29 protein-coding genes are annotated in these 26,339 nt (G+C 60.3%); 16 read left to right on the top strand and 13 right to left on the bottom strand.

What is annotated here, in order from left to right:
• Window positions 1–2: 2 nt before the first annotated feature.
• Window positions 3–632 carry a DUF1062 domain-containing protein gene (locus PY649_RS17985; protein WP_285869961.1) on the top strand — a complete coding sequence of 210 codons (630 nt, stop codon included), beginning with the start codon at window positions 3–5 and terminating at the stop codon, window positions 630–632.
• A gap of 73 nt (window positions 633–705) precedes the next feature.
• Here PY649_RS17985 and PY649_RS17990 read toward each other — a convergent pair whose 3' ends face one another.
• The 3 genes from PY649_RS17990 to PY649_RS18000 all read right to left on the bottom strand — a co-directional run bounded on the left by PY649_RS17990 (window position 706) and on the right by PY649_RS18000 (window position 2,221).
• Window positions 706–1,146: a DUF2155 domain-containing protein gene (locus PY649_RS17990; RefSeq protein WP_285869962.1), complete on the bottom strand. Its 441-nt coding sequence runs from the start codon at window positions 1,144–1,146 to the stop codon at window positions 706–708.
• A gap of 104 nt (window positions 1,147–1,250) precedes the next feature.
• Window positions 1,251–1,649: an NADH:ubiquinone oxidoreductase subunit NDUFA12 gene (locus tag PY649_RS17995; RefSeq protein ID WP_285869963.1), complete on the bottom strand. Its 399-nt coding sequence runs from the start codon at window positions 1,647–1,649 to the stop codon at window positions 1,251–1,253.
• Between the two features lie 104 nt (window positions 1,650–1,753).
• Entirely contained in the window at window positions 1,754–2,221 is a 468-nt protein-coding gene (locus tag PY649_RS18000) for a GNAT family N-acetyltransferase (RefSeq protein WP_285869965.1), read from the bottom strand.
• Between the two features lie 406 nt (window positions 2,222–2,627).
• Between PY649_RS18000 and PY649_RS18005 the strand changes: the two genes are divergently transcribed.
• Window positions 2,628–3,260 carry a hypothetical protein gene (locus tag PY649_RS18005; RefSeq protein WP_285869967.1) on the top strand — a complete coding sequence of 211 codons (633 nt, stop codon included), beginning with the start codon at window positions 2,628–2,630 and terminating at the stop codon, window positions 3,258–3,260.
• Here the strand turns inward: PY649_RS18005 and PY649_RS18010 are convergent.
• From PY649_RS18010 to PY649_RS18020, 3 genes are all read right to left on the bottom strand, one after another.
• Window positions 3,250–3,753, bottom strand: a complete 504-nt coding sequence (locus PY649_RS18010; RefSeq protein WP_285869968.1) for a GNAT family N-acetyltransferase — start codon at window positions 3,751–3,753, stop codon at window positions 3,250–3,252. The two genes, PY649_RS18005 and PY649_RS18010, sit on opposite strands and share 11 nt — an antisense overlap.
• A 5-nt stretch (window positions 3,754–3,758) precedes the next feature.
• Window positions 3,759–5,264: an Asp-tRNA(Asn)/Glu-tRNA(Gln) amidotransferase subunit GatB gene (gene gatB, locus PY649_RS18015; protein ID WP_285869970.1), complete on the bottom strand. Its 1,506-nt coding sequence runs from the start codon at window positions 5,262–5,264 to the stop codon at window positions 3,759–3,761.
• 87 nt (window positions 5,265–5,351) lie between these two features.
• Complete coding sequence (locus PY649_RS18020; RefSeq protein ID WP_285869971.1) at window positions 5,352–5,861, bottom strand: GNAT family N-acetyltransferase; 510 nt, start codon at window positions 5,859–5,861, stop codon at window positions 5,352–5,354.
• Window positions 5,862–6,146: 285 nt separating this feature from the next.
• On the opposite strand from PY649_RS18020, the gene PY649_RS18025 reads away from it, so the two are divergent.
• A complete protein-coding gene (locus PY649_RS18025) occupies window positions 6,147–6,404 on the top strand; it encodes a YjhX family toxin (protein WP_285870062.1) in 258 nt (85 codons plus the stop codon).
• Window positions 6,405–6,633: 229 nt separating this feature from the next.
• Here PY649_RS18025 and gatA read toward each other — a convergent pair whose 3' ends face one another.
• From gatA to PY649_RS18040, 3 genes are all read right to left on the bottom strand, one after another.
• Window positions 6,634–8,115 carry an Asp-tRNA(Asn)/Glu-tRNA(Gln) amidotransferase subunit GatA gene (gene gatA, locus PY649_RS18030; protein ID WP_285869972.1) on the bottom strand — a complete coding sequence of 494 codons (1,482 nt, stop codon included), beginning with the start codon at window positions 8,113–8,115 and terminating at the stop codon, window positions 6,634–6,636.
• Between the two features lie 56 nt (window positions 8,116–8,171).
• On the bottom strand, window positions 8,172–8,459 hold the full coding sequence (gene gatC, locus PY649_RS18035; RefSeq protein ID WP_285869974.1) for an Asp-tRNA(Asn)/Glu-tRNA(Gln) amidotransferase subunit GatC: 288 nt from the start codon (window positions 8,457–8,459) through the stop codon (window positions 8,172–8,174).
• Between the two features lie 69 nt (window positions 8,460–8,528).
• Window positions 8,529–9,239 (bottom strand): metal-dependent hydrolase, encoded by a 711-nt coding sequence (locus tag PY649_RS18040; RefSeq protein WP_285869976.1) that lies wholly within the window; start codon window positions 9,237–9,239, stop codon window positions 8,529–8,531.
• A gap of 118 nt (window positions 9,240–9,357) precedes the next feature.
• Between PY649_RS18040 and ruvX the strand changes: the two genes are divergently transcribed.
• Complete coding sequence (gene ruvX, locus PY649_RS18045) at window positions 9,358–9,846, top strand: Holliday junction resolvase RuvX (RefSeq protein ID WP_285869978.1); 489 nt, start codon at window positions 9,358–9,360, stop codon at window positions 9,844–9,846.
• Here ruvX and PY649_RS18050 read toward each other — a convergent pair.
• The 3 genes from PY649_RS18050 to PY649_RS18060 form a co-directional block, all read right to left on the bottom strand.
• Window positions 9,789–10,115 (bottom strand): DUF6105 family protein, encoded by a 327-nt coding sequence (locus PY649_RS18050; RefSeq protein WP_285869979.1) that lies wholly within the window; start codon window positions 10,113–10,115, stop codon window positions 9,789–9,791. The genes ruvX and PY649_RS18050 overlap by 58 nt on opposite strands.
• A 299-nt stretch (window positions 10,116–10,414) precedes the next feature.
• Window positions 10,415–11,074 carry a TetR/AcrR family transcriptional regulator gene (locus PY649_RS18055; RefSeq protein ID WP_285869980.1) on the bottom strand — a complete coding sequence of 220 codons (660 nt, stop codon included), beginning with the start codon at window positions 11,072–11,074 and terminating at the stop codon, window positions 10,415–10,417.
• A 103-nt stretch (window positions 11,075–11,177) separates the two neighbouring features.
• Window positions 11,178–11,795 (bottom strand): GNAT family N-acetyltransferase, encoded by a 618-nt coding sequence (locus PY649_RS18060; protein WP_285869981.1) that lies wholly within the window; start codon window positions 11,793–11,795, stop codon window positions 11,178–11,180.
• Between the two features lie 84 nt (window positions 11,796–11,879).
• Here PY649_RS18060 and PY649_RS18065 point away from each other — a divergent pair, with 84 nt between their 5' ends.
• Window positions 11,880–12,080, top strand: coding sequence for a type II toxin-antitoxin system VapB family antitoxin (locus PY649_RS18065; RefSeq protein WP_285869982.1), 201 nt, complete (start codon window positions 11,880–11,882; stop codon window positions 12,078–12,080).
• A complete protein-coding gene (gene vapC / locus PY649_RS18070; protein ID WP_285869983.1) occupies window positions 12,077–12,475 on the top strand; it encodes a type II toxin-antitoxin system VapC family toxin in 399 nt (132 codons plus the stop codon). The genes PY649_RS18065 and vapC overlap by 4 nt, the downstream gene beginning before the upstream one ends.
• A 17-nt stretch (window positions 12,476–12,492) precedes the next feature.
• Here the strand turns inward: vapC and PY649_RS18075 are convergent, their stop codons facing one another.
• Complete coding sequence (locus PY649_RS18075; protein ID WP_285869984.1) at window positions 12,493–14,151, bottom strand: acyl-CoA dehydrogenase family protein; 1,659 nt, start codon at window positions 14,149–14,151, stop codon at window positions 12,493–12,495.
• Between the two features lie 183 nt (window positions 14,152–14,334).
• Here PY649_RS18075 and PY649_RS18080 point away from each other — a divergent pair, with 183 nt between their 5' ends.
• The 10 genes from PY649_RS18080 to rpmG all read left to right on the top strand — a co-directional run bounded on the left by PY649_RS18080 (window position 14,335) and on the right by rpmG (window position 25,913).
• Window positions 14,335–15,291: an aspartate carbamoyltransferase catalytic subunit gene (locus PY649_RS18080; protein WP_285869985.1), complete on the top strand. Its 957-nt coding sequence runs from the start codon at window positions 14,335–14,337 to the stop codon at window positions 15,289–15,291.
• Window positions 15,288–16,577, top strand: coding sequence for a dihydroorotase (locus tag PY649_RS18085; protein WP_285869986.1), 1,290 nt, complete (start codon window positions 15,288–15,290; stop codon window positions 16,575–16,577). Before PY649_RS18080 ends, PY649_RS18085 begins: the two co-directional genes overlap by 4 nt.
• 32 nt (window positions 16,578–16,609) lie before the next feature.
• Complete coding sequence (gene plsY / locus PY649_RS18090; RefSeq protein ID WP_285869987.1) at window positions 16,610–17,227, top strand: glycerol-3-phosphate 1-O-acyltransferase PlsY; 618 nt, start codon at window positions 16,610–16,612, stop codon at window positions 17,225–17,227.
• A complete protein-coding gene (gene dprA, locus PY649_RS18095; protein WP_285869988.1) occupies window positions 17,227–18,378 on the top strand; it encodes a DNA-processing protein DprA in 1,152 nt (383 codons plus the stop codon). Before plsY ends, dprA begins: the two co-directional genes overlap by 1 nt.
• A 242-nt stretch (window positions 18,379–18,620) precedes the next feature.
• Window positions 18,621–21,296 carry a type I DNA topoisomerase gene (gene topA, locus PY649_RS18100; RefSeq protein WP_285869989.1) on the top strand — a complete coding sequence of 892 codons (2,676 nt, stop codon included), beginning with the start codon at window positions 18,621–18,623 and terminating at the stop codon, window positions 21,294–21,296.
• On the top strand, window positions 21,293–23,671 hold the full coding sequence (gene rnr / locus PY649_RS18105) for a ribonuclease R (protein WP_285869990.1): 2,379 nt from the start codon (window positions 21,293–21,295) through the stop codon (window positions 23,669–23,671). The genes topA and rnr overlap by 4 nt, the downstream gene beginning before the upstream one ends.
• Window positions 23,672–23,702: 31 nt before the next feature.
• On the top strand, window positions 23,703–24,158 hold the full coding sequence (locus tag PY649_RS18110; RefSeq protein ID WP_285869991.1) for a DUF983 domain-containing protein: 456 nt from the start codon (window positions 23,703–23,705) through the stop codon (window positions 24,156–24,158).
• Entirely contained in the window at window positions 24,155–24,454 is a 300-nt protein-coding gene (locus PY649_RS18115) for a hypothetical protein (protein WP_285869992.1), read from the top strand. Before PY649_RS18110 ends, PY649_RS18115 begins: the two co-directional genes overlap by 4 nt.
• Window positions 24,455–24,464: 10 nt before the next feature.
• On the top strand, window positions 24,465–25,649 hold the full coding sequence (locus tag PY649_RS18120; protein ID WP_285869993.1) for an MFS transporter: 1,185 nt from the start codon (window positions 24,465–24,467) through the stop codon (window positions 25,647–25,649).
• A 96-nt stretch (window positions 25,650–25,745) separates the two neighbouring features.
• On the top strand, window positions 25,746–25,913 hold the full coding sequence (gene rpmG / locus PY649_RS18125) for a 50S ribosomal protein L33 (RefSeq protein ID WP_003587245.1): 168 nt from the start codon (window positions 25,746–25,748) through the stop codon (window positions 25,911–25,913).
• Window positions 25,914–26,339 lie beyond the last annotated feature (426 nt).

The following is a 26,339-nucleotide window of genomic DNA, read 5'->3' on the forward strand; positions in this document are numbered from 1 at the left end:
GTATGTGCAACATTCTTCAGGTCCGTTGGACCATTTCGCGTCGAACCTCGCCTCAGCCATGGATCGCCTGCAGCGGTTGTGGATCACCGAGACCCTTCAGATCGAGCGGCAAAATCAGGCTCAATGCTAACGGCAAGAGGCTTGATGCGTGGCTTATTTACAAATGCATCGATTGTCAAAAGACCTGGAACCGAACGCTCTTCGAACGCCGGACCGTTCACGACCTCGCCCCCTCCACGCTCGAGGCATTGCAGCGCAGCGATCCAGATTGGGTGCGAGCCCAGGAATTCGATCTCGACGGATTGAAGCGAAAAGCCAAACGCATCGAGGAACCGCCGGATGTCATCATTCGGAAAGTCGCCAGAAATGAGCCAAGCGAATGGACTGTCCTGGACATCGAGATATCAGTCGAGTTCCCCATGAATCTGCGTCTTGATCGCTTGCTGGCGTCAGAACTGCCGATCTCGCGTTCGCGGATTCAGGCTCTCCACGATGGAGGCAGATTGAAAGCCCAATCGGGCCGTGACGACTTTCTGCGCCACAGGCCCAAAGATGGGATGAGGATCACCCTCGACTTGTCGGAGGCAGCCGGCCGTCAGGCAATAGGTGAAGCCGCGGCCAATCCGGAATGAAGCTAAAACTATGCCCGCAGGAGCAAGGCTTCTGCGGGCCGTACAAATTTGCAGTTCATTTTCTTGAAAGCCACTACTTGGCGCCGGCGCTGTCCGGCGGCGGGACATCCGACTTCTGCTTGCACTCTTTCAGCCAGACGTCATAGATCGGATGTTCGACGGCGTTGAGGCCCGGGCTGTCGGCGAACATCCAGCCGGTGAAGATGCGGCGGATGCGGCGGTCGAGCGTAATCTCGTCCACTTCGACAAAGCCATCGACCTTCTGCTGCTCGGTATCGTCACGGGAATAGCAGGCCTTCGGCGTCACCTGTAGGGCACCGAACTGCACGGTCTCGTTGATGTAGACATCGAACGTGGTGATGCGGCCAGTGATCTTATCGAGGCCGGAAAAGACGGCGACGGGATTGGAGATACGGGCCGCCTCAGCGGAGGGCGGCAACAGAGCACCCATGGCGACGGCGAGCGCTACTCCCGACATCGCACGCAAAGAAGCGCTCCGCGTGAAAAACGTCATATCCGCCAATCTCCGCTTGGTCTCGGTCAAAGCGCCGAGCACGAGCCGGCACATTCTGCGCCTAAAGGCCAATTGTGGCCAAAGGACGGGCCGGCCTTCTATGCTCAGTTGCCCGGGGTCCAGGCATCGTAATCGCCGGTGACGCGCGGACGTTCGCCGGCAACGGACAGCGAGCCCGGCGGACGATAGGCCTGCGGCGAGCCGGTCGGATTGGCGCGGTGCGACTTCTGCCATTCCTTGGCGACGTAGTTGTCCTTGGTCGGCGGAACGTCGGTGCGATGGTGCATCCAGCCGTGCCAGCCTGGGGGAATTGCAGAGGCTTCGGCATAACCCTTGTAGATTACCCAGCGCTTAGGAAGACCGTAGGAGGACATGCCGCCCTCATAGTAGACATTGCCGAATTCATCCTCGCCAACGCGCTTGCCGAACCGCCAGGTCGCAAAGCGGGTGCCCATCGTCTGACCATTCCACCAGGTGAAGGTTTGTACGAGTAAATTCCACATGTCTTTTCCTTATGCCCGTTGGGAGCAGGCGAAACCAGAATTCGATAGTTTGCTTATGCCGCCTGACAGACGGATTGTCCAGAGATTCGCATGGGAAACGCGCTTCATTTCAAGGCCATCTTGAAGCCGAGATGGCTCGGTTTAAAACCCAATCTCTCATAGAAACGATGGGCATCCTTGCGAAGGGCGTTCGAGGTCAGTTGTACAAGCCGCACGCCGCGGCCTTTTGCCTCGCCGATGCAAAAATTGATCATGGCGGCACCTATCCCCTGCCCGCGCAGATCGGTCCGCGTCTGCACGGCTTCGATGATCATCGACGAGGAGCCGCGGCCGTTCAGCGAGGTCATGAGCGTGGTTTGGAACGTGCCGACAACTTCGCCCGCCAGTTCGGCGACGTAGAGTGTCTGGTCGCGAGAAGACTGGATGGTGCGGAAGGCACGGAGGTAGTCGTCATAGGCAGCCGGATCGGTGGTGTCGCCGTGCCCGCCGAGAGCGTCGGCGGCGAACAGGGCGATAAGAGCCGGGAGGTCAGATTCGTGAGATTCGCGGATAAGTAGATCTTGTGAGGGCAATCTATTGTACCTAGGTCTTGGATGGGAGCACCGTCCAACACAGATCGCTCAATGCCGCAGGCGATGCTCACGAACATCAATATCGGACACCGGAACCTCGATACAAGGCGGACGAACTAATCTAGTGAATGTTTTTTGATGTGTGGCATTTCTTTCAAACGCGCCTCATTGTCATCTCATGCTCAGATCTCTTGAACAGACCATAGGCTCTTTGCATCGGAGCAAACAACAGCGACCGCAAGGAAAGCCCTCAACCGAGCTGCGCGAAATAGGTGATTAAGCGGTGATGGCGCTCATAAGCACGGTATGGAGCAATAGCAGGTTCTTTCGGCGCCTTAGGTCCGCATTTGCTGAGCCGAAGGAGCCAACCATATTCGCGAGCGAAACCTATACGTTTCGGTACTTCATGCCTGAAATATACCTGAAGACGCTCCTGCTCATACCCGTTGCGATTTTCTTTGGGCTAATAGCCATATTGCAGGTCGGCGGCGTTACAGCTCGCTTCGTTCAGATAGTGATTTTTACGCTGGCAGCGTTTCGCACAAGCCAGGGCATATCCAGAATTTGGATGGGAAGTCGAACAGGCGTTTTGACTGTAGGTCCCCAGGGCATAATTGACCGGCGATTTGGTGGAGCAATCATCCCCTGGCCGGCGATAGACCGAATTGATCTGACTGCGCAACCAGAAGTCCGTCCTATTGCAGGACGCCCTCCAATCGCGCGCGTAGTTTATCGGACCGTTTTGCGATCGCTGGCCGCTTCCGGTATCTGTGGCGACGTAGATATTCCACGCGATCTTGGCCTCACCGAATACCGCGATCAACGCGCCATCAGAATGTGGCTCCGCACCGGAGAGCATATTGAACAAACGACAGCCGCCGCACGACTTAACATCCGTGACTCTGCCAATGGCACCCAACGCATTTCTATCAAGGTAGCCGATCTCAACGCGTCAAGAGGAGAGATTCTCATGCTCATTGCGGCTCTCCACCAAAAATATGGCGAACACGCAGCAAAAGGCGGCCTGCCTACTGCGTAGCCAGCCGCTTCTCGAACACCAGCGCCGGAATACCCGACTGTCCCGGCCCCGCATTCTCGTTGCGGCCGACCTCGGCAAAGCCATGAGCCTCGTAAAAGGCGATGGCTTCGGCATTTTCGGGCTCGACATCGAGGCGCATGACCTCGGCGTCCGGAAAGCAGGTTTCCAGCTCGGCGAAGATGTCACGTCCGATGCCGTTGCGCTGCAGCGAGGGGCGGACATAGAGCATGTGCAGGAGAACGGTCTTGGTCATCTGCTCGGACATGACGGCATAGCCCATGCCGCCGATATCCTCGCCGTTGTCGGCAACCAGGAACTCAGAATGCGGCTTTGCCAGCCGCGCTCTCAACTTGGCGGGCGATAGAAGAAGGTCGATCAGTTCGTCGACCTTCGCCGCGCCAAAGTGACGGTCATAGGCGGCGTGCCAGGTCTCCACGAGAAGGTCGCGGACCTTCCCGAGATCCTGTTCGCCGGCCGTGCGGACGAAATACACGGCGCCTATTCCTCTTCGATGCCGAGCTTGGCCTTGACGAGGGCCTGCACGGCCTGCGGATTGGCCTTACCGCCGGTCGACTTCATCACCTGGCCGACGAACCAGCCGGCGAGCGTCGGCTTGGCCTTGACCTTGGCGACTTGATCCGGATTGGCGGCGATAATCTCGTCGACGGCCTTCTCGATGGCGCCGGTGTCTGTGACCTGCTTCATGCCGCGGGCTTCGACGATCTCCGCGGGATCGCCGCCTTCGGTGAGCACAATTTCGAACAGGTCCTTGGCGATCTTGCCGGAGATGGTTTCGGCCTTGATCAGGTCGATGATAGCTCCGAGCTGGGCGGGCGACACCGGAGTCTCTTCAATGGTCTTGCCGGTTCTGTTCAAGGCGCCCAAGAGGTCGTTAATGACCCAGTTTGCCGCGATCTTACCGTCACGGCCGGCGGCGACCGTTTCGAAATAATCAGCGATCGCCTTTTCCGAGACGAGCACGGAGGCGTCATAGATCGACAGGCCGAGGTCGCGAACGAAACGCTCCTTCTTGTCGTCGGGCAGTTCCGTCAGATTGGCCCTCAAGGCGTCAATAAATGCGTCGTCGAATTCGAGCGGCAGCAGGTCCGGATCGGGGAAATAACGGTAGTCATGCGCATCTTCCTTGGTGCGCATGGAGCGGGTCTCGCCCTTGTTCGGATCGAAGAGGCGGGTTTCCTGGTCGATCGTGCCGCCATCCTCAAGGATCGCGATCTGGCGTCGGGCTTCATATTCGATCGCCTGGCCGATGAAGCGGATGGAGTTGACGTTCTTGATCTCGCAGCGCGTGCCGAACTCGCCTCCCGGACGGCGCACGGAGACGTTGACGTCCGCGCGCATGGAGCCTTCGTCCATGTTGCCGTCACAGGTGCCGAGATAGCGGACGATCGAGCGCAGCTTGGTCATATAGGCCTTGGCCTCGTCCGACGAGCGCATGTCCGGCTTGGAGACGATTTCCATCAGCGCTACGCCGGAACGGTTGAGGTCGACATAGGACATGGTGGCGTGCTGGTCGTGCATCGACTTGCCGGCGTCCTGCTCCAGGTGCAGACGCTCGATGCCGATTTCGATGTCCTCGAACTGACCCTGGCGATCCGGACCGAGCGAAATCACGATCTTGCCTTCGCCGACGATCGGATCCTTGTACTGCGAGATCTGATAGCCTTGCGGCAGGTCGGGATAGAAATAATTCTTGCGGTCGAAGACCGAGCGCTTGTTGATCTGAGCCTTCAGGCCGAGGCCGGTGCGCACCGCCTGCTTGACGCATTCCTCATTGATGACGGGCAGCATGCCGGGCATGGCGGCATCGACCAGCGAGACGTTGGAATTCTGCGGCTTGCCGAACTCGGTCGAAGCACCGGAGAAGAGCTTCGATTTGCTCAGCACCTGGGCATGGACTTCCATCCCGACAACAACTTCCCAATCACCGGTGGCACCGGGAATGAAGCGCTTCGGATCTGGTGTGCGGACGTCGACAATGGTCATGAGAGGCTCTTGAAATGCTGTTCTTCTGAACTTTGTGAGGTAGAGCAATTGGCGGTGCGGCGCAAGACTTTCAGCACCGCGCAGGCGCTATATGCCCGTGCCGTATGTCCCGTCGCCGCCATCGACCAGCAGTTTCGAGAGTCCGACCGTCGGCACGTCGCGATCGAGCTTCGGCGAATAGTCGACGGACAACCAATGGATGGCGTAACCATGCGCCTTGAAGAATTCGATCGCATTGGTGTTGCCGGCATGGGTCTGCACCGCGATCTTCTCCAGCCCCTGCTCCAGAACATCCTTCTCTATCTGCGCCAGCAGCGCCGAACCAAGTCCCTGCCGCAGATGATCGGGATCGATCCAGAAATCGGAGATATTCTCGTCCAACGCCTCGCGCGCCGCCCAGCCGGCAACAAGCCCGTTAAGTTCGACGATGGTGATCGTCAGCCAGGCGCCGCGGGTGAAATTCGAGAAGGCTTCGCTGGCACTTTCCAACAGCGCATCCGTGCCGCCGATCGACCCCATGGCCGTTTGCCACGACCGCAGGCCGATATTGACCAAGATCTCCGTCTCTCCCTCACGCGCATTGCGAATATGGATCATCGGGCCCCCGCCGTTTCCAGCAGTAAAACACCGGAAAACGGCTTTTTCCAGCGGCCAAATGGCAACAGGCGCTGGAAGACTGCCTATGTTTAACAAGGGTGAAACTTGACCACTGGGTACAACCTGCTTTAGGTAGGACCCATGTTTAACTCTTCACAGACCCGGTAAAGGCCCCGCCCGCAAGCCTTCTTGCGCGCTGGGCCCGAAACGAAGCCCCGACTTCCCGTAGACGGAATGTCGGATCGTTTTGTCGCGCCTTACGGCGCTTTCCGGATCTTGAAAACCATGGACATTTCCCGCGCCGAACAGCGCATCCTGCATATGCTCGCCCAAGGCGGGCGCATCGAAATCAACCGCTCTGAAAATAAGAAGATCGAGACCGTCAACTGTTTCACACGCGACGGCTGGCTCTATCCCGGCTTTGGCCTCGAGCTCTTTCGCAAACTCAAACGCCTAAAGGCCATCAAATCCTCCGGTGGTCATCCCTATCGGATTACCGAGCAGGGATTGAGATTGGTCAGGGCGCAGTTGGATAATCGATAGGCCGTATCATCCGCCCTCGTGGTTCGAGGCTCCGCCCCTTTCGCTACGCTCAAAGGGCTCCACGCCTCACCATGAGGGCTACTCCCCCTCGCTTGGCGTCAGATGCTCGGCCGCTCCAGACCTCATGGTGAGGCGCTCTGGCACCGAAGCGACGGCGAAGGTGATAGGGCCTCGAACCACGAGGTCTGGCCCGTCACTTCTCAGCTATCGACCTTTCCAGATATGCGGCTTACCACCACTTCGCCGGCGTGAACTTGCCGGCGGCCTGTTCGATGACGTGCGCGGTCTTGAACAGCGTTTCCTCGTCGAACGGCTTGCCGATGAGCTGGAGGCCGAGCGGCAGGCCCTTCTGGTCGAGGCCGGCAGGGACGGCGATGCCGGGGAGGCCGGCCATGTTGACCGTCACCGTGAAGATGTCGTTGAGGTACATCTTGACCGGATCGGACGCGAGGTTCTCGTCGGCGATGCCGAAGGCCGAGGACGGCGTGGCGGGCGTCAGAATGGCGTCGACGCCGGCGTGGAAGGCGAGCTCGAAGTCGCGCTTGATCAGCGTGCGGACTTTCTGGGCGCGCAGATAGTAGGCGTCGTAATAGCCGGCAGACAGCACGTACGTGCCAATCATGATGCGGCGCTTGACTTCCTGGCCAAAGCCGGCTGCGCGCGTCTTCTCGTACATGTCGACGATATCCTTGCCGTCGACGCGCAGGCCATAGCGCACGCCGTCATACCGCGCGAGGTTCGACGAGGCTTCAGCCGGCGCGACGATATAATAGGCCGGCAGGGCGTATTTCGTGTGCGGCAGCGAGATGTTGACGATCTCGGCGCCCGCGTCCTTCAGCCAGGCGATGCCCTGCTGCCAAAGGGTCTCGATCTCTTCCGGCATGCCGTCGACACGGTATTCGTTCGGGATACCGATCTTCATGCCCTTGAGCGATTTGCCGAGAGACGCTTCGTAATCCGGCACCGGCATGTCGACCGAGGTCGTATCCTTGGGGTCGACGCTGGCCATCGACTTCAGCAGGATGGCGGCATCGCGGACGTCGCGGGCGATCGGGCCGGCCTGGTCGAGCGAGGAGGCGAAGGCAACGACTCCCCAGCGTGAGCAGCGGCCATAGGTCGGCTTGATACCGACCGTGCCGGTGAAGGCGGCAGGCTGGCGGATGGAACCGCCGGTGTCGGTGGCGGTGGCGCCGGCGCAAAGATGCGCGGCGACAGCAGCAGCCGAACCGCCCGACGAGCCGCCGGGAACGAGTTGCTGGTTGGAGCCCGCAGCGCGCCAGGGATTGATTACCGGGCCGTAATAGGAGGTCTCGTTGGAGGAGCCCATGGCGAACTCATCCATGTTGAGCTTGCCCAACATGACGGCCCCGTCGTTCCAGAGGTTCTGCGTGACGGTCGACTCGTAGTGCGGCTCGAAGCCGTCGAGGATATGGCTGCAGGCCTGGGTGTGAATGCCTTCGGTGCCGAACAGGTCCTTGATCCCCAGCGGAATGCCTTCCAGCGCGCCGGCTTTGCCTTCCGCAAGGCGAACGTCCGACACCTTGGCCATTTCAAGCGCCTTTTGCGGCGTCACCTTCACATAGGCGTTGAACTGAGCATTGGCCGCCTCGATCGCCGAAAGATAGGCCTCGGTCAATTCGGTGGCGGTGATATCCTTGGCTCGCAGTTTGTCGCGAGCTTCGGCGATGGTCAGGCTGGTCAGTTCAGTCATCTTGTTTCGCTTCAGGTCTAATGAGGGCAATGGGTCGGAACAGGCTCGTGCGGCCGTTATTCGACGACTTTGGGAACCAGGAAGAAATTCTGGTCGGTATTCGGCGCATTGGCGACGATGTCGGCGGCCTTGCCGCCGTCGGTGATGCCATCCGTCCGCTTCTTCATCGCCATCGGCGTGACGGAGGTCATGGCTTCGACACCATCGACATTCACTTCGGAAAGCTGCTCGACGAAGCCCAGGATGCCGTTCAATTCGCCCATCATCCGCTCGGCCTCGTCATCGCTGACGGCGATGCGGGCGAGATGGGCGACGCGTTTCACGGTTGCAAGATCGACGGACATGGCATTCTCCGGATAGGACTTTTCCTAACCGCTATAAAGGCCATGTCCGCCATACGCAACGTACTTTTGTCAGGCGGAAACGCTGCCACCCGGCTTGGGTGCCGCGACCGCCGTCTTCGAACCTTCCAGACCGGCGATGAACTTTTCCGGCGTCTGGTCGATGATCGGGAAAGTGCCGTAGTGGCAGGGAATGGCGGTCTTGAAGTTGAAGAAGCGCTGGCAGGCGAGCGCGGCAACGGCGCCGCCCATGGTAAAGCGGTCACCGATCGGCACGATACCGATGTCCGGCTGGTGCAGTTCGTTGATCAGGCCCATGTCGGAGAAGATGTCCGTATCGCCCATGTGGAACAGCGTCGGTTCGTCGTCGAAGTGCAGCATCAGGCCGTTGGGGTTGCCCAGGGAATGCGAAACGCCGTCCTCGGTAAGCTGGGCAGAGGAGTGCAGCGCATTGGTGAAGGTCGCGGAGAAGCTGCCCAGGGGGACGGTGCCGCCGGTGTTGCCCATTTCCAGCTTCTCGACACCCTTGCTGCCGAGCCAGGCGGCGAGATCGGCATTGGCGAGAACGACCGCGCCGGTGTCCTTGGCGATCTGGACGGTGTCGCCGACATGATCGGCATGGCCGTGGGTCAGCAGGATATGGGTGATACCGGCGCTGACATCCTTGATGTTGAGCCCGGCACCGGCGAAGGACGCATTATAGCTCAGGAAAGGGTCGATAAGGATTTTAGCCTTGGCCGTTTCGATACGAAAAGCGGCATGGCCGAGCCAAGTGATTTTCATGGATTTTCTCCTTAATACTTGATTTCAAATGCAGGGCTGGTGTCTTAGGACATATCCGAAACCGTCACAAAGAAAAGCGGTGCGGAGTTCAATTTGTTTTGACGGGGATGACGGCCTGATGACGACGCTGACCATCGAAGACCTCGCCGTTATGCTCCTGCCTGGCCAGCCGATCGCCGGGCTCGATCTCGGCACCAAGACGATCGGACTCGCCATGTCCGATCTCGGCCGGCGGTTCGCCACGCCGCGCCCGGTGATCAAGCGTGTGAAGTTCACCCAGGATGCCCAGGTGCTGCTCACTTTCGCCGAAAAGGAAAGAGTCTCGGCCTTCGTCATTGGCCTGCCGATGAACATGGACGGTTCAGCCGGCCCCCGGGTGCAGGCGACGCGGGCCTTCGTGCGCAGCATGGCCGACAAGACCGACCTGCCCTTCGTCTTCTGGGATGAACGGCTGTCGACGGTCGCCGCCGAACGGGCACTGCTGGAAATGGACGTCTCACGGGCCAAACGCGCCGAGCGTATCGACTCCGCGGCCGCAAGCTTCATTCTTCAGGGAGCTTTGGACAGACTTTCGGCTCTCGGCAGGACAGCCTTTCCCGAGGCCTGACGGCGCTTCCACCAGGCCAGGATGGCGGCACGCTTGCGAAAGCCGAGGAGGCTGAAGACCAACAGGGTGTCGAAGGCGATGGCACGGGCAACCAACGGCGGAATGGTTTCAGGCGGGATGCCTAGGATCTTGCCATAGATTTGGAAGACCAGATCATGCATCTGCCGCGTGAACATGAAGATGCCGAAACTCATGTCGTAATATGACAGGTAGTACCACGCCCCGAGAAACGAGACGGGCGCGGCCCAGAATATCAGCAACCACTTCATGCGGTTCCCCTTCGACGCTGGTATTGCGTCGCATCGACCGATCGGACCAGCCAATTCGACAGTGCCATAGCGCTCAACACTATCGCCGGCACCGTTATATCTAGTGCCAGAGCAGCGAAGAACATCATCGCCGCGACAAGAAACGCTATTTTTGCGGGTCTGGACCCCATGGCTGCACGCTTGGTGGTTAACAATCTCTTTTCGCACAGTGGCGAGTTAACCGATGCGGCGCAACGTAAACCAATTGTTAAGGTTAACGGCCGGGCGGCGTTGTGGATATCTCTCGCGCGGCCGGACCATCAGCCGTAAACGCCGCGTACGATCCGCTTCAGCGCTGTGGCCGCCTTCTCCCAATCCTTCGAAGTTTTCAGCACAAGACCGGCGCATTGGCCGCTGACGGCCGCCGACAGAACGAGATGCTGGATGGCGGCAAAGATCATGGCATTGACACCGATCGTGTCGATCCCTTTCGGCGGCGTCAGCGAGCCGCGCATGCGCTCGATCCAGCCTGCAAGCGCTTTCGAACGTGCTTCTGACAGCCGCCTTACCTGTTCGGTATTTTCTGACACCTCCCAGGCGACGATACGGCGCATCAGCGGATCGGCGCGCAATGCATCGAGGAACAACAGGGCGAGCCGCTCCATCAGGTCGCCATAGGTCAGCAGGAACATGCCGCCGGTATCGTCGGGGATGCGATCCTTCACCCAGCTTCCGAGATCGGTGCCGATTGCCTCCACCAGGCCATCGAGTCCGCCATAGTAGCGATAGATGAGTTGCTTGTCGCAGCCGGCACCGCGGGCGACTGCGTTGATGCCGAAATTTTGGAACCCCTCCTCCGCCAACAGCCGTTTCGCGGCATTCAAAATCGCCTGTTCGGTAGCGGCGCGGTTACGCACCCGCTTCTCCGGCTCAGCCGGCATTTCAATCGGTTTTTTCAGAACGGCGTTTGCGCTCGGCATCGTGTCGGCTCCAACCTGTCACCAGCCGGTGAATAACAAGCCGCACAGAAGTGAACAACGAGCCGATGAGCTTCGACGGATCTAAAGCTGTGCAATCCACAGATTACAGAGATTGGCCGAACCAGACGGTGGTCTCCGAGGCCAATTCCGGGGGTAGTTCCAGCCGCGAAAATCCGCGCGATGCCCAAAATCGTATCCCATTGTGGTTGCCGACACTTGCCCCCAGATGCACGCCTTTGACGCCATGGGCTCGGGCATTGGAGAGCCATCTATCGAGAAGCGTGCTGCCGATGCCCTGCCCCTGCGTGCGCGGCAGCAGATTCATATGAATGTGTGCAGGGAATGGATCAAAGAGAGCTGCGGGCGTTCGCTTCGGATTGTGGATCATGAAACTCCTCCGCTGATCCGCATCCCAGGCCGAAGGATCGCCTGATGGCTCGGCATAGCGTTTGCGCAACGCCGGCCACCACTCGCGCTCCAGGCGCTGCTCGAACGCAACGGTATCGAAAACACCGACGATATATCCGCAGACCCCGTCGCCATCCTCGGCCACCAACGCCATTTCAGGATGAAGCGTGGCGTAAGGTGCCGAATAGATATGCCCGATCATCCGTCCATCGCGATGGAGTTCCGTCGCGTCCTTGCCGGCATCGCCGGTGACCAGGGAGATGACATAGAGCTGGTCGATGTCGCCGGGTTGGACGGTGCGGAGATTGATCATGAATATCCTCAATAACTTTTTTCGCGTTTGCAACCCAAGTATCGATGTGTATAATTTTCTATCGATATACACACGAGATTGCAAATGCGAACGAATATAGAAATTGACGACGCGCTAATCGCAGAAGCAATGGCTGCAACAGGACAGTCGACAAAAAAAGCCACCGTTGAGGAGGCACTACGGAGCGTAGTTCGTTGGTATCGCCAGAGACGAGCACTCGAAGACCTTGCGGGGCTCGGATGGGAAGGCGACCTGGATGAGATGCGCAGAGATCGACAACAGTGATCGTCGTCGATAGCTCCGTTTGGATTTCCCTTTTGCGTGACGCGGAGACGGAAGCTGTACGTCGCCTCCGAAATATGATGGCAGCAGGCCCCCCCGGTGTTTTGGTCGGAGATCTCATACTTCTCGAAGTTCTTCAGGGTGCCCGTGATGATCGGCATGCGGCTCTGATCGAAAGAAGTCTTCGCCAATTTACAGTTCGACCGATGCTGAACGACGCATTTGCAGTCAAAGCGGCGCGCAACTATCGTTTTCTACGAGCGCGTGGAATTACTGTACGAAAAACCATAGATGTTATCATCGGTACGTTCTGTATCGAGGAAGGCCACGTGCTTCTTCACGACGATCGGGATTTCGATCCAATGTCCGACCATCTCGGTTTACAAGTGGCTGCATAAATCCGAGCTGCAGCTATTCAAGTCGCCGGCGGATAGAGCAAATCCACGATGTAGCTCGCATCAAATCGGGCATCCAGCATGCCGTAGGTGGCGCGCCAGCCGCCCGCCAAGCGGGTTTCGATGAAGGCGTCGGCGATCTTGCCTGCGCCCAGGCGATAGAGTTCGGCGGCGCCGGCGGCGAGTGCCATCTGCTCGATCAGCAGACGGGCCGCGCCCTCGTCCTGCTGGCAAAGCGCCATGGCCGCGCGCAGAACATCGATGGTCTTCTTGCCGGCCGGACCCAGATCGCGGGCGAGGCCGGCGAAGACGGTTTCGAACAGGTCCCTGCCCCGGTTCAGAACGCGCAGCACGTCGAGTGCCATGACGTTGCCGGAACCTTCCCATATGGCGTTGACCGGAGCTTCGCGGTAATGCCGGGCGATCGGGCGCTCCTCTATGTAGCCGCTGCCGCCGATGCACTCCATCGCCTCGTAGATCAGCGCAGGCGCGATCTTGCAGCACCAATATTTCGCGACGGGCGTCATGACGCGGGCATAAGCGGCATCTTCGCTGCTGCTGCTTGCCTTGTCGAAGGCTTCCGCCAGACGGAAAGCGAGTGCCGTCGCGGCAGCGACATCGAGCGCCATGTCGGCAAGCACCCGCGTCATGATCGGCTGATGGACCAGCATCTTGCCGAAGACGCTGCGGCCGCGGGCATGGTGCACAGCTTCGGCCAGCGACGCGCGCATGATGCCGGCGGACGCCAGCGCGCAGTCGAGGCGCGTCAGGGTCACCATATCGAGAATGGTGCGGATACCGCCATCAGGCGCGCCGAGCAGGAAGCCGAAGGTATCGCTGAATTCGACTTCGGAGGATGCGTTGGAGCGATTGCCGAGCTTGTCCTTCAGCCGCTGGAACTGCAGGCCGTTGGCCGAACCGTCTTCGAGCAGCCGCGGCACTAGGAAGCAACCCATGCCGTCCTTGGTCTGCGCCAGCATGATGAAGGCGTCGCTCATCGGCGCCGACATGAACCATTTGTGGCCCGACAGCCGGTAGATGCCGTCACTGACCTTGTCGGCAGTCGTCTTGTTGGCGCGTACATCCGTGCCGCCCTGCTTTTCCGTCATGCCCATGCCGATGGTGACGGCGCTCTTCTGCATGGCGGGCTTGTTGGACGAATCGTATTTGCGCGACAGAATCCTCGGCGCCCAATCCTTCTGCACGGCCGGAGACGCCATCATCGCCGCGACCGAGGCGCTGGTCATGGTCAGCGGGCAGAGATGGCCACATTCCAACTGCGCCGTCAGGTAAAAGCGCGCGGCGCGGACCTTGTGTGATTGGCCTTTGGCGTCCGGATCGGCCTGCGGATCCCAGATCGAGGAATGCAGGCCCGACGACATGGAGCGGCGCATCAGCGCATGCCAGGCCGGATGAAACTCGACCACATCCAGGCGCTCGCCACGCGGGCCGTGGGTGCGCAGTTGCGGTACCCCCTGGTTCGCCATGCGTGCCAGTTCCTGCGCCTCGTGCGAAGTGACGTAGCGGCCCATCTGCTCCAGATCTTCACGCGTCGAGCGCGGCAGGCCGGACGTCAAATCGACGATCAGCGGATCGGACCGATAGGCATTGATGCCGGACCAGAGGCTCGGCTGGTTCAGTTCGGCAAATGTATCGTCAGTCCGGGTCGGTTGGGTCATGGATCGCTTGTAGAGCAAGAGGGTTGCAAAAGGAAACTGGAAGTTTCGTCTCCCAACAGCATCTGCTGTAGCGAGATTCGAGCGAAATTGCATGGGGAACAAACGGCAGTGACGAAAGCCCACGCTTGCCCCTGAGGCACTCCCTCTTTATAGACCCCCTGACGAAATACGGAGGGCAGCGTCATGGTCTTCTTTCCCCACCGCCACCTTATCGGCATCAAGGGCCTCACCGAACAAGATATCACCTATCTTCTCGACAAAGCCGACGAGGCGGTGAAGATCAGCCTCCAGCGCGAAAAGAAGACGTCGACGCTTCGCGGGCTGACGCAGATCAATCTCTTTTTCGAAGCTTCGACCCGAACACAGGCCTCCTTCGAGCTGGCCGGCAAGCGGCTCGGCGCCGACGTCATGAACATGTCAGTCGGCAATTCCTCGGTAAAGAAGGGCGAAACGCTCATCGACACGGCGATGACGCTGAATGCCATGCGGCCTGACGTCCTCGTCATCCGCCATTCCAGCGCGGGTGCCGCCTCGCTCCTCGCGCAAAAGGTCTCCTGCTCCGTGGTCAATGCCGGCGACGGCCAGCACGAGCATCCGACGCAGGCGCTGCTGGACGCGCTGACCATCCGCCGGGCCAAGGGCAAGCTTTCGCGCATTATCGTCGCGATCTGCGGCGACGTGCTGCATTCACGTGTCGCACGCTCCAATATCCTGCTGCTGAACGCCATGGGCGCCCGGGTGCGCGTCGTGGCACCCGCCACGTTGCTGCCCGCCGGGATCGCCGAGATGGGCGTCGAGGTCTTCCATTCGATGAAGGAAGGGCTGAAGGACGCCGACGTGGTGATGATGTTGCGGCTGCAGCGCGAGCGCATGTCCGGTGCCTTCGTGCCGTCAGTGCGCGAATACTTTCATTTCTATGGGCTCGATGCGGAGACGCTGAAGGCGGCCAAGGAGGATGCGCTGGTCATGCATCCCGGTCCGATGAACCGCGGTGTCGAAATTGCCTCCGAAGTGGCCGACGGCCCGCAAAGCGTCATCGCCGAGCAGGTGGAAATGGGCGTCGCAGTACGCATGGCGGTCATGGAGGCGCTGCTGATCTCACAAAACCAGGGGCCGCGCACCGAGGGAGCTGGCGCATGAGCAACTCGATCGTCCTGCAGAATGTCCGCATCGTCGATCCCTCGCGCAATCTCGACGAGGTCGGCACGATCATCGTCGAAAACGGTGTCATCCTGGCTGCCGGCAACGATGTGTCGGGCCATGCCGCGCCGAAAGGGGCGAAGGTACGGGATTGCACCGGCCTCGTCGCCGTACCGGGCCTTGTCGATGCCCGCGTGCATGTCGGAGAGCCCGGCGGCGAACATCGCGAGACCATCGCCTCGGCGAGCCGAGCGGCTGCGGCGGGCGGCGTTACCTCCTTCATCATGATGCCGGATACCGATCCCGTCATCGACGATATCGCGCTGGTCGAGTTCGTTAAAAAGACTGCGCGCGACACGGCCGTCGTTAACGTCTATCCGGCAGCGGCGATCACCAGGGGCCTCGCCGGCGAAGAAATGACGGAAATCGGCCTCCTCAAGGAGGCCGGCGCCGTAGTCTTCACCGACGCGCATTCCTGCGTCCACGACACGCAGGTCCTGCGCCGCATCATGACTTATGCACGTGAATTCGGCGCGGTTGTCTCCTGCGAGACCCGCGACAAATATCTCGGCGCCAACGGCGTCATGCACGAGGGGCTGTTCGCGAGCTGGCTCGGGCTGTCGGGCATTCCGAAGGAAGCCGAGCTCATCCCGCTCGAGCGCGATCTCAGGATCGCGGCACTGACCCGAAGCCGTTATCACGCGGCGATGATCTCGGTGCCGGAATCGGCGGAGGCCATCCGCCTCGCCCGCACACGCGGCGCAAAGGTCACCTGCGGCATCTCGATCAACAATCTGGCCCTCAACGAAAACGACATCGGCGAATACCGCACCTTCTTCAAGCTCTATCCACCGCTACGCTCCGAGGATGACCGCTCGGCCATGATCGAGGCGCTCGCAGACGGCACCATCGACATCATCGTCTCGTCGCACGACCCGCAGGATGTGGATACCAAGCGCCTGCCTTTCGGAGAGGCTGAGGACGGCGCGGTCGGCCTGGAAACGCTGCTTGCCGCGGCGCTTCGCCTGCATCACAGCGGTGAAGTGAGCCTGATGCGGCTGATCGACGCCCTGTCGACGCGGCCGGCGCAGATCTTCGGTCTTAACGCCGGGACGCTAAAGCCCGGCGCCAAAGCGGATATCGCGTTGATCGATCTCGATGAGCCTTGGCTTGTTGCCAAAGACATGCTTCTTTCGCGCTCGAAGAATACACCATTCGAAGATGCGCGAATGACCGGGAGGGCGGTCGCGACCTATGTCGCGGGCGAGCTGGTTCACGGTCTCTAGGCAAAGCTGGGACTCAAGGGGAACAAAAAGTAATGGCGGATTTCTGGACATGGCAGCTGACCCTGCCGACGGCGCTGGCAGCTATCGTCACCGGCTACCTGCTCGGCTCCATCCCCTTCGGCCTGGTTCTAACGCGCATGGCCGGCCTCGGCGACGTCCGCAAGATCGGCTCCGGCAATATCGGCGCGACCAATGTGCTGCGCACCGGCAACAAACCGCTGGCGGCGGCAACGCTGCTGCTCGATGCCTTCAAGGGCACGGCCGTCGTGCTGATCGTTTCGCATTTCTTCGGCGAAGATGCCGGCGTGCTCGCCGGCTTTGCGGCCTTCGTCGGCCACATCTTCCCGGTCTGGATCGGCTTCAAGGGCGGTAAGGGCGTTGCGACCTATCTGGGTATTCTCCTTGGTCTCGCGCCGTTGATGGCCTTGATCTTCGCGATCGTCTGGCTGGCCATTGCCTTCACCACCCGCTACTCCTCGCTTTCGGCACTGGTTGCAACCCTTGTCATTCCGGTTGCATTATGGATATTGGGAGCCGACAAAATTGCCGCGGCGATGGCAGTGATGACCATCATCTCCTGGTATAAGCACAAGGCCAATATTATCAGGCTGGCCGCAGGCACGGAAAGCAAGATCGGAGCGAAGGGGTAATGGCAACAGGCAGCGCAGGACGAACCGGAATTGCGCTGACCGAAAAACAGAGAATCGCCTGGCTTCGCCTGATCCGTTCCGACAATGTCGGCCCCTCTACCTTTCGCGACCTCATCCGTCATTACGGTTCAGCCGAAGCAGCGCTCGCCGCATTGCCGGAACTCTCACAGCGCGGCGGTTCGACAAGGGCAATCCGCATCGCCAGCGAACAGGATGCGCTGCGTGAACTAGAAGCCGCGCATCGTTTCGGCGCCCGCTTCGTCGGCATCGGTGAGCCGGATTATCCGCAAGCGCTGAGGGAGATCGATGGCGCGCCGCCGCTGCTTGCCGTCAAAGGCAGTCTGCCGGCAGCGACCCGGCCGGCAATCGGCATCGTCGGTTCACGCAATGCCTCGATCAGTGGCGCCAAGTTCACCGCGATGATCGCTCGTGCTTGTGGTCAGGCCGGCTATGCCGTCATCTCCGGCCTCGCCCGCGGGATCGACACTGCTGCGCACCGTGCCAGCCTGGAAACCGGTACGATCGCGGCCATGGCTGGCGGACTCGACCAGCCCTATCCGCCTGAGAACGTCAGCCTGCTGAACGAGATATGGGAGCGCAACGGTCTTGCTGTCAGCGAAATGCCTTTCGGCTGGGAGCCAAGGGCGCGAGACTTCCCCCGCCGCAACCGGCTGATATCGGGCATTTCGCTTGGCGTCGTCGTGGTCGAGGCGGCAACCCGCTCCGGCTCGCTGATCACCGCGCGGCTTGCCGGCGAGTTCGGCCGGCTGGTGTTTGCCGTGCCCGGCTCGCCGCTTGATCCGCGCTGCGAGGGCACCAATGGATTATTGAAGGACGGCGCAATGATCGTGACCAGCCCCGATGATGTCATCGGCGCGCTGAGGCCGCTGGCTGAGCCTGATCTTTTCCGTTCACAGCTTGCCGAAGCACCGGCCGAAAAGAGCGACAGGCCGCTGTCGCTGCCGCCAGACGATACCGACCGCTGGCAGATCATCGATGCGCTCGGGCCGACGCCGGTCGAGATCGACGATATCATCCGGCACACCGGCCTGTCGGTATCGTCAGTCCATTCCGTGCTTCTCGAACTGGATATGGCCGGCCGGCTGCATCGGCACCCCGGCGGATTGGTGTCGATTTCGATGCTGGATTGAAAGTATCGCGGACGATCCCGATATCATGGCAGCACCCCGCCGGGAGCGTCCGGAAACGTTTGTCCGGATTTGTAGCATTGATGCCATTCCGCTGGGATCGCATCGCCGCGCCGACCGCAAAAATCGAACTCGCCTCTTGACCGCGACGAATTCCCTGTCCATGTCGGAAGGCTGGGGAAACGGAAATACCCGGCTTCTCCCGTGCCTTTTTCCGGGCACGACCTCGTATTCAGAGATTTATGATGAACGTTGTAGTGGTGGAATCGCCTGCCAAGGCCAAGACAATCAATAAGTATCTGGGACCCGGATATAAGGTTCTTGCTTCTTTTGGCCACGTGCGCGACCTACCTGCCAAGGACGGCTCGGTCCTTCCCGATCAAGATTTCGAGATGCTCTGGGAAGTCGATGGCGCTTCGCAGAAGCGCATGAAGGACATCGCCGATGCGGTGAAATCCTCCGACGGCCTGATTCTCGCGACCGACCCGGATCGCGAAGGCGAAGCGATTTCCTGGCACGTGCTCGACCTCCTGAACAAGAAACGCGTCATCAACGGCAAGCCGGTGAAGCGCGTCGTCTTCAACGCCATCACCAAGAAGGCGGTGCTCGACGCCATGGCCGAGCCGCGCGATATCGACGTGCCGCTGGTCGACGCCTATCTTGCCCGTCGCGCCCTCGACTATCTCGTCGGCTTCAATCTGTCGCCGGTGCTATGGCGCAAGCTGCCGGGTGCCCGTTCGGCCGGCCGCGTGCAGTCGGTGGCGCTTCGCCTCGTCTGCGATCGCGAGTCGGAGATCGAACGCTTCATCTCCGAAGAATACTGGAACCTCTCGGCGATCCTGAAGACACCGCGCGGTGACGAATTCGAAGCGCGGCTCGTCGCCGCGAACGGCAAGCGACTGCAGCCGCGTTCGATCGGCAACGGCGAAGAAGCCGGCAAGCTGAAGGCGCTGCTGGAAGGCGCCGCTTATGTCGTCGAGACGGTCGAAGCAAAGCCGGTCAAGCGCAATCCGAGCCCGCCTTTTACCACTTCGACCCTGCAGCAAGCCGCCTCCTCCAAGCTCGGCTTCTCGGCATCGCGCACGATGCAGATCGCGCAGAAGCTCTATGAAGGTGTCGATATCGGCGGCGAAACCGTCGGTCTCATCACCTATATGCGTACGGACGGCGTGCAGATGGCGCCGGAAGCGATCGACGCGGCACGGCGCGCCATCGCCGATCAGTTCGGCAATCGCTACCTGCCGGAAAAGGCGCGCTTCTATTCGACCAAGGCAAAGAACGCCCAGGAAGCGCACGAGGCGATCCGTCCGACCGATTTCGATCGCTCGCCAGACCGCGTCCGCAAATTCCTCGATGCCGATCAGATCAGGCTTTATGACCTCATCTGGAAGCGCGGCATTGCCAGCCAGATGGCTTCGGCCGAGATCGAGCGGACCACCGTCGAAATCCTGGCGGACAATGCCGGCCAAAAAGCCGGTTTGCGCGCCGTCGGCTCGGTGATCCGCTTCGACGGCTTCATCGCCGCCTATACCGACCAGAAGGAAGACGGCGAGCAGAGCGACGATGCCGACGGCGAGGATGGCCGCTTGCCGGAGATCAACGCGCGCGAAAACCTCGCCAAGCAGAAGATCAATTCGACGCAGCATTTTACCGAGCCGCCGCCGCGCTATTCGGAAGCATCGCTGATCAAGAAGATGGAAGAACTCGGCATCGGCCGCCCATCGACCTATGCGGCGACTCTGGCGACGCTGCGCGACCGCGACTACGTGACGATCGACAAACGCAAGCTGGTGCCGCAGGCCAAGGGCAGGCTTGTCACCGCCTTCCTCGAAAGCTTCTTCACGAAATACGTCGAATATGACTTCACCGCCGATCTCGAAGAGAAGCTCGATCGCATCTCCGCCGGCGAATTGAACTGGAAGGACGTGCTGCGTGACTTCTGGCGCGATTTCTTTGCCCAGATCGAGGATACGAAAGAGCTGCGCGTCACCAATGTCCTCGACGCACTGAACGAAGCGCTTGCTCCGCTGGTCTTCCCGAAACGCGAAGACGGCAGCGATCCGCGCATCTGCCAGGTCTGCGGCACGGGCAACCTGTCGCTGAAGCTCGGCAAATACGGTGCTTTCATCGGCTGCTCGAACTATCCGGAATGCAATTACACGCGCCAGCTTTCCTCGGAAGGCGGCACAGAGGCTGAAGCCACCGGCTTGAACGAACCGAAGGCGCTCGGCGCGGATCCGGTAACCGGCGAGGAGTTGACGCTGCGGTCCGGCCGCTTCGGGCCCTATATCCAACGCGGCGACGGCAAGGATGCCAAGCGCGCCTCACTGCCGAAGGGATGGAAGCCCGAGGATATTGACTATGAAAAGGCCATGGCGCTGATCTCGCTTCCGCGCGATATTGGCAAGCATCCGGAAACCGGCAAGATGATTTCGTCCGGCATCGGCCGCTACGGGCCGTTCCTGCTGCATGACGGCAGCTACGCCAATCTCGAGACGGTCGAGGACGTTTTCACCGTTGGCCTCAATCGCGCCGTCACTGTTCTAGCCGAAAAGCAGAACAAGGCAGCCGGAGGCGGGGCTCGCGGCGGCGCGCCGGCAGCGTTGAAGGATCTCGGCGAACATCCGGACGGCGGCGGCACGATCACCGTTCGGGACGGCAAATACGGGCCCTACGTCAATTGGGGCAAGGTCAATGCGACCCTGCCGAAGGGCACGGATCCGCAGGCGATCACGGTTGAAGAGGCGCTGGCGCTAATCGCCGCGAAAGCCGGCAAATCCGGCGGCGCGAAGACACCGGCCAAGGCGAAGGCCAAGACTGCGGCTGCCGCCAGCAAGACGACGAAGACTGCGGCCAAGCCAAAGGCCAAGACGGCTGCAAAGGCGAAAACGGCCAAGACAACGAAGAAGAGCGCAGAGTGAGCAGAGAACCGCGCGGCAGGATTTCATCGTCGGAGCGACGCCCCGGCAAGGCTGGCCGTGCGACAAAAAACAGCGGCGATCAGGAACCGATGATGGCGATCGTTCACGGCGTGCTGCCGCCGCGCGAAGTCATTCTGCGCTTCATCGCCGATCACCCGCAGCAGGCTTCCAAGCGGGAGCTTGCCAAGGCCTTCGGACTGAAGGGCGAGAGCCGTGTCGAGCTCAAAAACCTCCTGCGCGAACTTGAAGAAGACGGCATGGTGCAGAAGAGCCGGAAGTCGCTGATCCGCCCCGGAGCATTGCCGCCGATCGCAGTCCTCGATATCACCACGCGCGACAAGGACGGCGAGCTGATCGGCCGTCCGACCGAATGGCCGGAAGAAAACGGCGTGGCGCCGGCCGTGCTGATCAAGCAATCCTCCTCGCCTGCCGGCCGCAACGGCAAGGGCAAGGCACCTGTCGCCGGCATGGGCGACCGCATCCTCGCGAAGATCTTTCCGGCTGTCGACCGCGGCGGTCCGGCCTATAGCGCGCGCATCATCAGGGTTATCGACAAGCGTTTGGCAGCGACCATGGGTGTCTTCCGCGAAACGCCGGGCGGCGGCGGACGGCTGATGCCGATCGAGCGGCGCGGCGAAGAAATGGTGATCGATCCGGACTATACCGGCGACGCCAAGGACGGCGATCTGATCGAAGTCGAAGTCGCCCGCCTCGGCCGCTTTGGTCTACCGCGCGCCAAGGTGCTGTCGGTCGTGGGCTCCGTCGCTTCGGAGAAGGCGATCTCGATGATTGCCATCCATGCGCACGGCATTCCGCATGTCTTTCCGCAGGCCGCTATGGCCGAAGCGGACGCCGCCAAGCCAGCCACCATGTCGCATCGCGACGATTGGCGTAGTCTGCCGCTGATCACCATCGACCCCGCCGATGCCAAGGACCATGACGACGCGGTCTATGCCGAAATGGATACCTCTCCCGACAACCCCGGCGGCGTGGTCGTCACCGTCGCCATTGCTGATGTCTCCTGGTATGTCCGGCCCGGCTCCGCGCTGGACCGCGAGGCGCTGAAACGCGGCAATTCAGTTTACTTCCCGGATCGCGTCGTGCCGATGCTCCCCGAACGCATCTCGAACGATCTCTGCTCTCTGAAGGAAGGTGTCGATCGCCCTGCGCTTGCCGTGCGGATGATCTTTTCCAAGGAAGGCCGCAAGGTGGGCCACGCCTTCCACCGCATCATGATGAAGAGCGCCGCCAAACTCTCCTATCAACAGGCGCAGGCGGCGATCGACGGCAAGCCGGACGACAAGACCGAGCCGATGCTGGAGCCGATCCTCAAGCCGCTTTGGCATGCTTACGAGATCATGAGACGCGGCCGCGACCGGCGCCAGCCGCTCGAACTCGACATGCCCGAACGCAAGATCCTGCTGAAGCCGGATGGCACTGTCGACCGCGTTTTCGTGCCGCCGCGTCTCGATGCTCACAAACTCATCGAAGAAATGATGATCCAGGCGAATGTCGCCGCCGCCGAAACGCTGGAAAAGAAGCGTCAGGTATTGATCTACCGCATCCACGACGGGCCGACGCTCGCCAAGCAGGAAGTGCTGCGCGAATTCCTTGCAACGCTCGGCATCTCGCTCGTCAAAGGCGGGAATGTCCGCGCCAACAGCTTCAACGGCATCCTGGCGAAGGCCGAAGGCACAGCGCATCAGACCATGGTCAACGAGATGGTGCTGCGCTCGCAGAGCCAGGCAATCTACAGCCCCGACAATATCGGGCATTTCGGCCTGAACCTGATGAAATACGCGCATTTCACCTCGCCGATCCGCCGCTATGCGGATTTGATCGTGCATCGCGCGCTTGTCGGGTCGCTTGGCTTCGGCGAAGGCGGCATCACGCCGGACGAGGAAGCAACGCTCGACGATATCGCCGCCGAGATCTCCACCTTCGAACGCCGCGCCATGGCTGCCGAGCGCGAGACGGTCGACCGGCTGATCGCGCACCATCTTGCCGGCCGCGTCGGCGAAGAATTCGAGGCCCGTGTCGGCGGTGTCACCAAATCGGGACTTTTTGTCACCCTGCCCGACTATGGCGCCGATGGCTTCATCCCTATATCTACGCTCGGCTCCGACTATTTCATCTACGACGAGGCGCATCAGGCGTTGACGGGTGAAAAGACGGGGCTCGGCTTTCGCCTCGGCGACAGCGTTACGGTGCGCCTGGCGGAGGCGATTCCGCTTGCCGGTGCTTTGCGCTTCGAAATGCTGAGCGACGGCCGCGCCATGCCCACGGCGGTGCGCTCCTTCCACAAGGCGACGCGACGCAATAAGACCCCGGCACGCAAAGCGCCGGGAACAAGACCGCCGCGCGGACGCCGATAAACGGCGCGCCGCCGGAAGGAAGGAAACGTTCATGACGAGCAGCCCGTCCGATCCCGTTACCCGCTATGGCGGCCCCGACGAGGCTGAACGCCCACTTGGGCGCTCGATTGTCCGCGGCTTGCTGAACCGCTGCCCGCATTGCGGCACGGGAAAACTCTTCAGGGCCTTCTTAAAGCCTGTCGACCGTTGCGCCGTCTGCGGCGAGGAACTGTTCCATCAGCGTGCCGACGACCTGCCGCCCTATCTGGTGGTCCTGGTGCTCGGCCATGTCGTGGTCGGTGGATATATGTTGACCGACATGGCTTATCACTTGCCGATCTGGGCCCATCTTGCCATATGGGCTCCGATCACGGTGATCACCGCACTTGCCTCGATCCAGCCGATCAAAGGCGGCGTCATCGGCCTGCAATGGGCCTTACGGATGCATGGCTTCGGCGGCCATGACGACAGTCCGGAAGAATGGGATCAGGGGAACGGCCGCTCGTGAACGATGTGCTCGAACTGATCTCACCAGCCTTGCCGGCTGGCGGGTGCTGGCGTGCCCCATTACTCCCTTTGGGCGGAACCAACATCGATCCCCCGCATATTCGTGATTCCTGGGAATTGCTTGAACTCCAACGGCTTGACATCCGCGGCATTTCTTGTCTGAACATGCCGGGCGTCGAGAGGATCATTCCGGAGGATGTGATCGATCCCATGAAAGCCGACCCGTCACCTGGATTTGGCCGAGCCGTGCCTTTCTATCTTCTGCGTTGCGAACGATTCGTTCGCCACATGCTCTAAGGATCAATTCATGTATGAACCGACGAACGGCAAGGCCGGCCAAGTCGAAGAAATCCATTGGCCTTCGCTCGTCGCCGCCATTTCGTCCGTTTCCGCTGTCGGCATCGCTATCGGCCTCGGCCTTCCGCTTCTCAGCATCATCCTGGAAAAACGCGGCATTCCGTCGAGCTTGATCGGTCTGAATACCGCGATGATGGGGATCGCCGCGATGATAGCGGCCCTGATCACCACCAAGCTTGCGCACCGATTCGGTGTCGTGCAGACGATGATCTGGGCCGTCGTGCTCTCCGCACTGAGTTCGCTCGGGTTCTATTACGCCGAAAGCCTGCTGCTCTGGTTTCCGCTGCGCCTGATCTTCCACGGAGCCACCACCACTCTGTTTATCCTCTCGGAATTCTGGATCAATGCCGCGTCCCCGCCCTCCAAGCGCGGCTTTGTTCTCGGCCTCTATTCCACAGTTTTCTCGCTCGGCTTCGCGGCAGGTCCCCTGCTCTTCTCGCTGGTCGGCAGCGAGGGGCTGATGCCCTTCATCATCGGCGCCTGCATCATTCTGGCGGCGACTATCCCGATCTTCATCGCCCGCAACGAGAGCCCCATCGTCGACGAAAAGCCGGAACTGCATTTCATCCGCTACGTCTTCCTGGTGCCTACGGCGACCGCCGCCGTCTTCGTGTTCGGCGCGGTGACCGTCGGCGGCGGATCGTTGTTCACCAGCTATGCGACTCGGCTTGGTTTCAACGAATCACAGGCCGCGCTGCTGCTGACCGTGATGGGCGTCGGCAACTTCGTCTTCCAGATCCCCTTGGGATTGCTTGCCGACCACTTGCGCGACAAGCGGACGCTTCTGTCCGTCATGGCGGCCATCGGCCTGATCGGCGCGCTTCTATTGCCCTCGCTTGCCTCCAATTGGATACTTCTGGCGGTCATCCTGCTGTTCTGGGGCGGTTGCGTCTCCGGCATGTACACGGTGGGCCTGAGCCATCTCGGAACGCGGCTGACGGGCACCGATCTTGTGGCTGCCAACGCCGCCTTCGTTTTCTGTTATGCCGTGGGCATGGTCCTCGGCCCACCAACGATTGGTAGTGCCATGGATATCGCCAACCCCAGCGGTTTTGCCTGGGCAATCGCCTTTTTCTTTGGGCTTTATGTCCTGCTTTCGGTGATACGGGTGCTTTTCATGGGCAGCAGGGGTTGACTTTTCGGGCGCGATTTGTAGTTTCGCGCCAGAATTTGCCGTGGACCTCCGCACTGGCCGTCCACGGCTTTCATTTTTCTTAAAGGCAGGACGACCATGGCCAAGGCTACCACCATCAAGATCAAGCTTCTGTCGACGGCCGACACCGGTTTCTTCTACGTCACGACGAAGAACAGCCGCACGATGACGGACAAGATGACGAAGACGAAGTACGACCCGATTGCTAAGAAGCACGTCGAATTCAAGGAAACGAAGATCAAGTAAGTTTCCTAAACTTCTGATTACAAAAGGGCGCAACCGTAAGGTTAGCGCCTTTTTCTTTTGATGATTTTCTTTTTTCTGTGCAAAACCTTATGAAGGTATCGAAAAAACAGAAAAAACTAACATTCAACCTTCTGATATTGAATGACAACGAAAAACGCCGCTCTTCCTTTGGAAGGCGGCGTTTTAAGTTGGGGGCCGGCTAGCCTGCAAAACGGCACGAGGAACCGCTTGAAATTGCCTGCCAGCCGACCGACCCCACGACCCAGGAGATGCGGCGGACCTGAGCATCATGGGGTATTTTCATGCCCTTGCGGGCTGTCCTTGTATGAAACTAAATTTGCGCGAAATCGGAAGAAAATCAACAAATTCTTAATGATAAAAAATTCTTGTTTGGCCGAATGGTTAAAATTCGTGTTTTCATTCAGT

It is taken from the genome of Rhizobium mayense (assembly GCF_030272705.1).
GTDB classification, from domain to species: domain Bacteria; phylum Pseudomonadota; class Alphaproteobacteria; order Rhizobiales; family Rhizobiaceae; genus Rhizobium; species Rhizobium mayense.

Coding starts and splice junctions, on each gene's coding strand:
- PY649_RS18020 (WP_285869971.1), bottom strand. CDS start 5,861: ATGATCCATATTCGCAATGCGCGTGAGGGAGAGACGGAGATCTTGGTC.
- PY649_RS17995 (WP_285869963.1), bottom strand. CDS start 1,649: ATGTGGAATTTACTCGTACAAACCTTCACCTGGTGGAATGGTCAGACG.
- PY649_RS18005 (WP_285869967.1), top strand. CDS start 2,628: ATGCCTGAAATATACCTGAAGACGCTCCTGCTCATACCCGTTGCGATT.
- gatA (WP_285869972.1), bottom strand. CDS start 8,115: ATGACTGAACTGACCAGCCTGACCATCGCCGAAGCTCGCGACAAACTG.
- ruvX (WP_285869978.1), top strand. CDS start 9,358: ATGACGACGCTGACCATCGAAGACCTCGCCGTTATGCTCCTGCCTGGC.
- plsY (WP_285869987.1), top strand. CDS start 16,610: ATGGCGGATTTCTGGACATGGCAGCTGACCCTGCCGACGGCGCTGGCA.
- PY649_RS18080 (WP_285869985.1), top strand. CDS start 14,335: ATGGTCTTCTTTCCCCACCGCCACCTTATCGGCATCAAGGGCCTCACC.
- PY649_RS18065 (WP_285869982.1), top strand. CDS start 11,880: ATGCGAACGAATATAGAAATTGACGACGCGCTAATCGCAGAAGCAATG.
- PY649_RS18110 (WP_285869991.1), top strand. CDS start 23,703: ATGACGAGCAGCCCGTCCGATCCCGTTACCCGCTATGGCGGCCCCGAC.
- gatC (WP_285869974.1), bottom strand. CDS start 8,459: ATGTCCGTCGATCTTGCAACCGTGAAACGCGTCGCCCATCTCGCCCGC.
- PY649_RS18075 (WP_285869984.1), bottom strand. CDS start 14,151: ATGACCCAACCGACCCGGACTGACGATACATTTGCCGAACTGAACCAG.
- PY649_RS18120 (WP_285869993.1), top strand. CDS start 24,465: ATGTATGAACCGACGAACGGCAAGGCCGGCCAAGTCGAAGAAATCCAT.
- PY649_RS17990 (WP_285869962.1), bottom strand. CDS start 1,146: ATGACGTTTTTCACGCGGAGCGCTTCTTTGCGTGCGATGTCGGGAGTA.
- PY649_RS18085 (WP_285869986.1), top strand. CDS start 15,288: ATGAGCAACTCGATCGTCCTGCAGAATGTCCGCATCGTCGATCCCTCG.
- PY649_RS18060 (WP_285869981.1), bottom strand. CDS start 11,795: ATGATCAATCTCCGCACCGTCCAACCCGGCGACATCGACCAGCTCTAT.
- PY649_RS18050 (WP_285869979.1), bottom strand. CDS start 10,115: ATGAAGTGGTTGCTGATATTCTGGGCCGCGCCCGTCTCGTTTCTCGGG.
- gatB (WP_285869970.1), bottom strand. CDS start 5,264: ATGACCATTGTCGACGTCCGCACACCAGATCCGAAGCGCTTCATTCCC.
- topA (WP_285869989.1), top strand. CDS start 18,621: ATGAACGTTGTAGTGGTGGAATCGCCTGCCAAGGCCAAGACAATCAAT.
- PY649_RS18040 (WP_285869976.1), bottom strand. CDS start 9,239: ATGAAAATCACTTGGCTCGGCCATGCCGCTTTTCGTATCGAAACGGCC.
- PY649_RS17985 (WP_285869961.1), top strand. CDS start 3: ATGTGCAACATTCTTCAGGTCCGTTGGACCATTTCGCGTCGAACCTCG.
- PY649_RS18025 (WP_285870062.1), top strand. CDS start 6,147: ATGGACATTTCCCGCGCCGAACAGCGCATCCTGCATATGCTCGCCCAA.
- PY649_RS18055 (WP_285869980.1), bottom strand. CDS start 11,074: ATGCCGAGCGCAAACGCCGTTCTGAAAAAACCGATTGAAATGCCGGCT.
- rpmG (WP_003587245.1), top strand. CDS start 25,746: ATGGCCAAGGCTACCACCATCAAGATCAAGCTTCTGTCGACGGCCGAC.
- dprA (WP_285869988.1), top strand. CDS start 17,227: ATGGCAACAGGCAGCGCAGGACGAACCGGAATTGCGCTGACCGAAAAA.